This is a genomic window from Butyricicoccus sp. (assembly GCF_050872565.1).
In the GTDB taxonomy this organism is placed as follows: domain Bacteria; phylum Bacillota; class Clostridia; order Oscillospirales; family Butyricicoccaceae; genus Butyricicoccus_A.
The window spans coordinates 1-4,889 of sequence record NZ_JBNMHC010000163.1 but is presented as its reverse complement, the minus strand read 5'-3'; the positions used below and the strand labels follow the sequence as shown (position 1 = coordinate 4,889).

Below are 4,889 nucleotides of genomic sequence, written 5' to 3'. Positions count from 1 at the left end.
CAGCAGTTCTTTACACAAACATTGCTCATAATATGTCTTCCTCTTTCTAAACAAGTTGTGGAACTTTTACTTTTTCAAGTTTATCATATTTTTGTAAAAAATTCTATGCATTTTGCATAAAAAATTCCGACAAATCTTATAGCAGAACGAAACCAATCCATCCGGCCAGCAGACCGATGCAAAAACCGGCAATGACATCTCGGGGAAAATGCACGCCGCCCAACACGCGAATGACAGCCAGCAATGCTGTTATCACGAGCAGAGCGATGCCGAGCACAGACGAGATGGATAAAAACGCGCAGGAAATCACGGCAGAGGAAAAAACATGCCGACTGGGAAATGAGTGCCCGCGCGTATCCTTGTGAATGAGAGGCTGAATATCCAGCTGCTCATAAGGGCGCGGCGCATTTACGCGGCTGCGAAAGACTGACACTAGGACGAAAGAAATCGCCGGTGTCAAAAAGACGGATAGAAAACGCGCGTCATTTTGCAGCAGCAGGACGAGCAACAGCAGGGGATAGGCGATGTATACCAGCGCGGTCAAAACTTTGTTGATACACAGCACGGCTTTGGTTAAGGATGGATGCTTACGCAGAGGGCGCGTCCATGCTTCATACTGTTGAGCGGTCATAGAGAAACTCCTTTGGTTAAACGAAATCACCTTTTTCCATCTGCGGCATAGAATACATCAGAACATCTGAGATGGAGGGAAAACATATGAGTGAACGTGTGACACCCGGCCCAATTTGCGGAGAAAAGCCCATCCGCGAAGCGGTATGTACGCATACGCGAAAAGTCTATGATGCATGTCGCTCCAAAGAATGTATCCGCGATTTGCGGGTATATTTAACCCGACAGTCGCAAGAATTGCTGGAACGTTCGTCCAGTGTCAAGCCGCGCCGCGCGGAGCTGCTGTGGGTCGATATTGACGTACAGCCGGTAGACTTTAACCGCGGCTTTTTCCATGTGGATGTCCGCTATTACTACAAGGTATTTGCAGAAATCAGTGCTGGATGCGGACGGATGCAGGATATTTGCGGTTTGGCATATTTTGACAAACGGACAATTTTGTACGGCAGTGAGGGGACAGCAAGAATCTTTACTTCCCAGGCAGGCGCGCCGAATGCACAGACCATTGAGCGGACGAACAAGCCGGAGGCAGTTGTTGAACCATTTGCCCTGCTCAGTGAGAAGAGGACAGCGGCAGTTGTACGCCGTCTTTGGATGCGAATACCAGTTTATCGCCCTCGTAGATGAATTTCAGAGAGAAAAATGGCTGATTTTCATCAAATAACAGATTCAAAAAGATTTTATCTCCCTCCCAAGCAGGCAGAGATAGCAGATGCTCGCGCGGAATCCATTCGAGATCTCCCTCGTTGCATTCGATTAGCTCTCCGGTAAAACCGTCTGCGGTAAACAGATGCATGTATTCGGTCTCCCATACATCCGAAACAAAGGTCACGATGCCGCGATATTTGTAGTGCGTCAGAGTAAGACCGGTTTCTTCCTTGGTTTCACGCAGGATACAGTCCTCTGGGCTTTCCTTGTCTTCAAATTTGCCGCCGATGCCGAGCCATTTGTCGTGGCTTTGGTCGTTTTTCTTTTTCGTGCGGTGCAGCATCAAGTAGTTGTCATTTTGTTGAATATAAATCAGCGTTGTGTTGCGCATAGAGATCACCTAACTTTCTGCTTGTTATTGTAAAAGATTTGGCGGAAAAACGCAATGGATTTCTGCATATACTTGCTGCATAGGGAGGGAATGCCATGCAACCATTGCGTATGGCGGCATATTGCCGCGTATCGACACAAAAAGAAGCACAGCTGGACAGTCTTGCGCACCAAGAAGAATTTTTTGCGTCGTATGCGCATCGAGAACGGCTGATTTTGACGCGCATCTATGCGGATGCCGGGATTTCCGGCAGGCAGATGAAGCATCGGACAGAGTTTCTGCACATGCTGCGCGATGCACAGAGACGGGCGTTTGATGTGCTGTGTGTTAAAGATATTTCGCGATTTGCCCGCAATACCGTAGACTGCTTACAGGCGGTGCGGCTGCTCAAAAAGTACGGTGTACAGCTTCGGTTTCTGTCAGAAGGGCAGGAATGCATGGGGAATTCGGAATTTCTTCTGACAGTATACGCATCATTGGCACAAGAGGAAAGCGCACATCTGTCCAAACGCATTAAATTTGGCAAAGAACTCAATGCCAAGCGCGGGCGGGTGCCGCCGGTGATTTTCGGCTATACGCGCACGGGATTGTTTTCCCTGCGCAAACAGCCGCGAGAAGCGGACATTGTGCGGGAAATGTTTCGGTTGTATTTGACCGGAATGGGCGCGGCAAGCATTGCCGCCCAGCTCAATCGCGCCGGAAAAACAACCAAACGCGGAAATCAATGGGAGGCACGCGGCGTGCGGCGCTGCTTGGACAATCCGATTTATTGCGGCGTACTTGTCAATCACAAAAGCACGGTGACAGATTATCTGGAGGGAACCGTTCAGCCGCTGCCGCGGGAACAATGGTATGTTCACGCTCGTCCGGAGTGGGCCATTGTCTCGCCGGAAACCTTTGCCGCTGTGCAATGCGAACGCAAACGCCGCCGCAGGATTGCTGAAACCGGAAAAGCCTGCGGCACAAACAGAAACACTTGACCCGCTGGTGCTGTCCGCCAAGATCATGGAGCCGGAGTGCCGCTGCGGCTGCTGCTGTGATTTGAGCGAAGTGCCGGAACCGCTCAGCTGTCTGTTCGGTGATGATATTATTCTGGACACCGGCGTGAAAAAGCTGTTTGTCACGCTGGGACAATTCTCCATCATTCGTTTGGAGAGAGACATTCAGCTGCTCATGCCGGCATATGACATCTGTATGCCTGCCAAGGATTGCAGCTGCTCGAATGGATGCTGCAAGCAGGAAGATCCCTGTGAGATGTTCAACCGGTTTGAATTTCCGGTGGAAGAATTTTTCCCGAAGGACGGACGCGGCGCACCGGGCGATTTTGACAAGGACTGCGGCTGTCACCCGAAAAAGGACGAATGCCGTGGATGCCGCAGCTGAAAACACGCAGAAAGGAAAGCCGGAGAGAAATTTCCGGCTTTTTTGCTTTGTACGCTCCAAAACTATTGCGAAAACGGTGCATTCGTAGTACAATAATTTTGATTTTAATTTGAGGAAACGAGCGAGAACACGGGATACTTTGCTGAGTTACGGCAAAGTATACGAAGAAGGCTTCGCTTTGTGATTTGATTTTTACGATATGACGGTTTATCCGGATGGAATAGGAGATACAGCATGTTTGAGAATGTAAAGGAACTGCTTAGTGCAAGGGAAACGCTGGAAACAGTTAATGAACAACTCGCAGCGTCCGAAGCAAAATTACAGGAGCTACAGAAACAGCTCAAGGATGCTGAGGAAGAACTTGCCGCACGCAATGAGACAATTGCGAAAAAGGATGACATTGTCATTGCCATCCATAAGCAGACGACAGATGAACGACAGAAGGTCGTTGATTATTACGATGGTCTGGAAAAAGAGGCACGGAGCAAGCTGAACAAAACGCAGGATCTGCTCAAGAAAGCAGAGACACATTTTGAAGACTGCGAGCGACAGGTGTACTGCATGGCAAACCTGTACAAGGCAATGCGAGCAGCGATTGGCCGATACAGCCTGTCTGCTGTGCCGGAAAATCTGGAAATTACACCGGAAGAGCTGGAAGAACTGCGTTTGACAGAGGAGTCGGTTGGCCTCAAGATGCATTCCTATAAGATGGAAGATCTGCGCAAGATGCATGAGGCAAACAATGCCCTGATTGAACAGCTGTTGGCGCGATATGAGGTGCGTCTGAGCATTCCGGCAGACCGCGTGGTATTCCAGCTCATGACATTGGGACTGCGCGCAGAATTGCAGCAGATTGTCAATGAACTGACGTATGGCGAACTGAGCCGCGCGCAGGTACGGCTGCACACAGCGGTCAATAAATATATGAAGATTGTCTCCTTTGGCAAGCTGCCGTCTACAGATGAGCTGGCGGCATACGCGTCTGAATTGGAAGTCCTGCTCAAGGAAACCCTGCGTTTGGAGTATACATATTTGGAACGTCAGTCGGATTACGAGAAGCGCAAGCGTCTTTTTGGCGATCCGGATCAGACGGATGAACAGGAATAATCACCTGAACCCTGCAACGAGCGGGCTCTTCGGTCCCCAACGGTCGGAGAGCTCCTTTCTTTTGAACGGAACAAACAACGATGAAAAATGAGGTACGAATGTTATGAAGCTCTCTCGGAAGCTGAAACGAATCTTGCCGCGAGTCCAAAAGCCTGCCCGATATGTCGGCGGAGAATGGGGCTCTATTGTCAAGGACAAGGAAACTGTTGATCTGCGATTTGGTATGTGTTTTCCGGACACATACGAGGTTGGCATGTCCCATCTGGGAAGCCGTATTTTGTATGGACTGCTCAACCATCAGGACGGTATTTGGTGTGAGCGCGTCTTTGCACCGTGGATTGATATGGAAGCGGAGATGCGACAGGCAGATATTCCGCTGTATGGATTGGAAAGCGGCGACCCAATCACAGAATTAGATATTTTAGGCTTTACGCTGCAATATGAGCTGTCGTTCACCAATATTCTGAATATGCTGGATTTGGGCGGCATTCCGGTACGTACTTGCGACAGAAAGACGCTGAAGAACTTTGTTGTGTGCGGCGGTCCGTGTGCGTATAATCCGGAGCCGCTTGCCCCGTTTGTCGATGCGTTTCAGATTGGCGACGGCGAAGAGATTATGATCGAATTTACCGATCTGTATCGTCAGGCGAAGCGGGAAAATTGGAGCAAGGACGAATTTTTGCGCAAAGCATGTCATATTGAAGGCTTGTATGTACCGGCACTGTACGAT

6 protein-coding genes and 1 pseudogene are annotated in these 4,889 nt (G+C 49.6%); 5 read left to right on the top strand and 2 right to left on the bottom strand.

Annotated elements, in window-relative coordinates; translation table 11 throughout:
• Positions 1-136 precede the first annotated feature (136 nt).
• Positions 137-631: a phosphatase PAP2 family protein gene (locus ACR0P9_RS07620; RefSeq protein WP_432618871.1), complete on the bottom strand. Its 495-nt coding sequence runs from the start codon at positions 629-631 to the stop codon at positions 137-139.
• 86 nt (positions 632-717) lie between these two features.
• Here ACR0P9_RS07620 and ACR0P9_RS07615 point away from each other — a divergent pair, with 86 nt between their 5' ends.
• Positions 718-1,257 carry a hypothetical protein gene (locus ACR0P9_RS07615; RefSeq protein WP_432618869.1) on the top strand — a complete coding sequence of 180 codons (540 nt, stop codon included), beginning with the start codon at positions 718-720 and terminating at the stop codon, positions 1,255-1,257.
• Here the strand turns inward: ACR0P9_RS07615 and ACR0P9_RS07610 are convergent.
• Entirely contained in the window at positions 1,184-1,669 is a 486-nt protein-coding gene (locus ACR0P9_RS07610) for an NUDIX hydrolase (RefSeq protein WP_432618867.1), read from the bottom strand. The genes ACR0P9_RS07615 and ACR0P9_RS07610 overlap by 74 nt on opposite strands.
• A gap of 95 nt (positions 1,670-1,764) precedes the next feature.
• Between ACR0P9_RS07610 and ACR0P9_RS07605 the strand changes: the two genes are divergently transcribed.
• From ACR0P9_RS07605 to ACR0P9_RS07590, 4 genes and pseudogenes are all read left to right on the top strand, one after another.
• Entirely contained in the window at positions 1,765-2,649 is an 885-nt protein-coding gene (locus tag ACR0P9_RS07605; protein ID WP_432618865.1) for a recombinase family protein, read from the top strand.
• Positions 2,606-3,052, top strand: coding sequence for a hypothetical protein (locus ACR0P9_RS07600; protein WP_432618863.1), 447 nt, complete (start codon positions 2,606-2,608; stop codon positions 3,050-3,052). The genes ACR0P9_RS07605 and ACR0P9_RS07600 overlap by 44 nt, the downstream gene beginning before the upstream one ends.
• 234 nt (positions 3,053-3,286) lie before the next feature.
• The gene (locus ACR0P9_RS07595; protein ID WP_432618861.1) at positions 3,287-4,159 is read left to right on the top strand and encodes a hypothetical protein; all 873 of its coding nucleotides are present in this window, start codon (positions 3,287-3,289) and stop codon (positions 4,157-4,159) included.
• Between the two features lie 103 nt (positions 4,160-4,262).
• Positions 4,263-4,889, top strand: a pseudogene (locus tag ACR0P9_RS07590) (B12-binding domain-containing radical SAM protein); the annotation flags it as partial.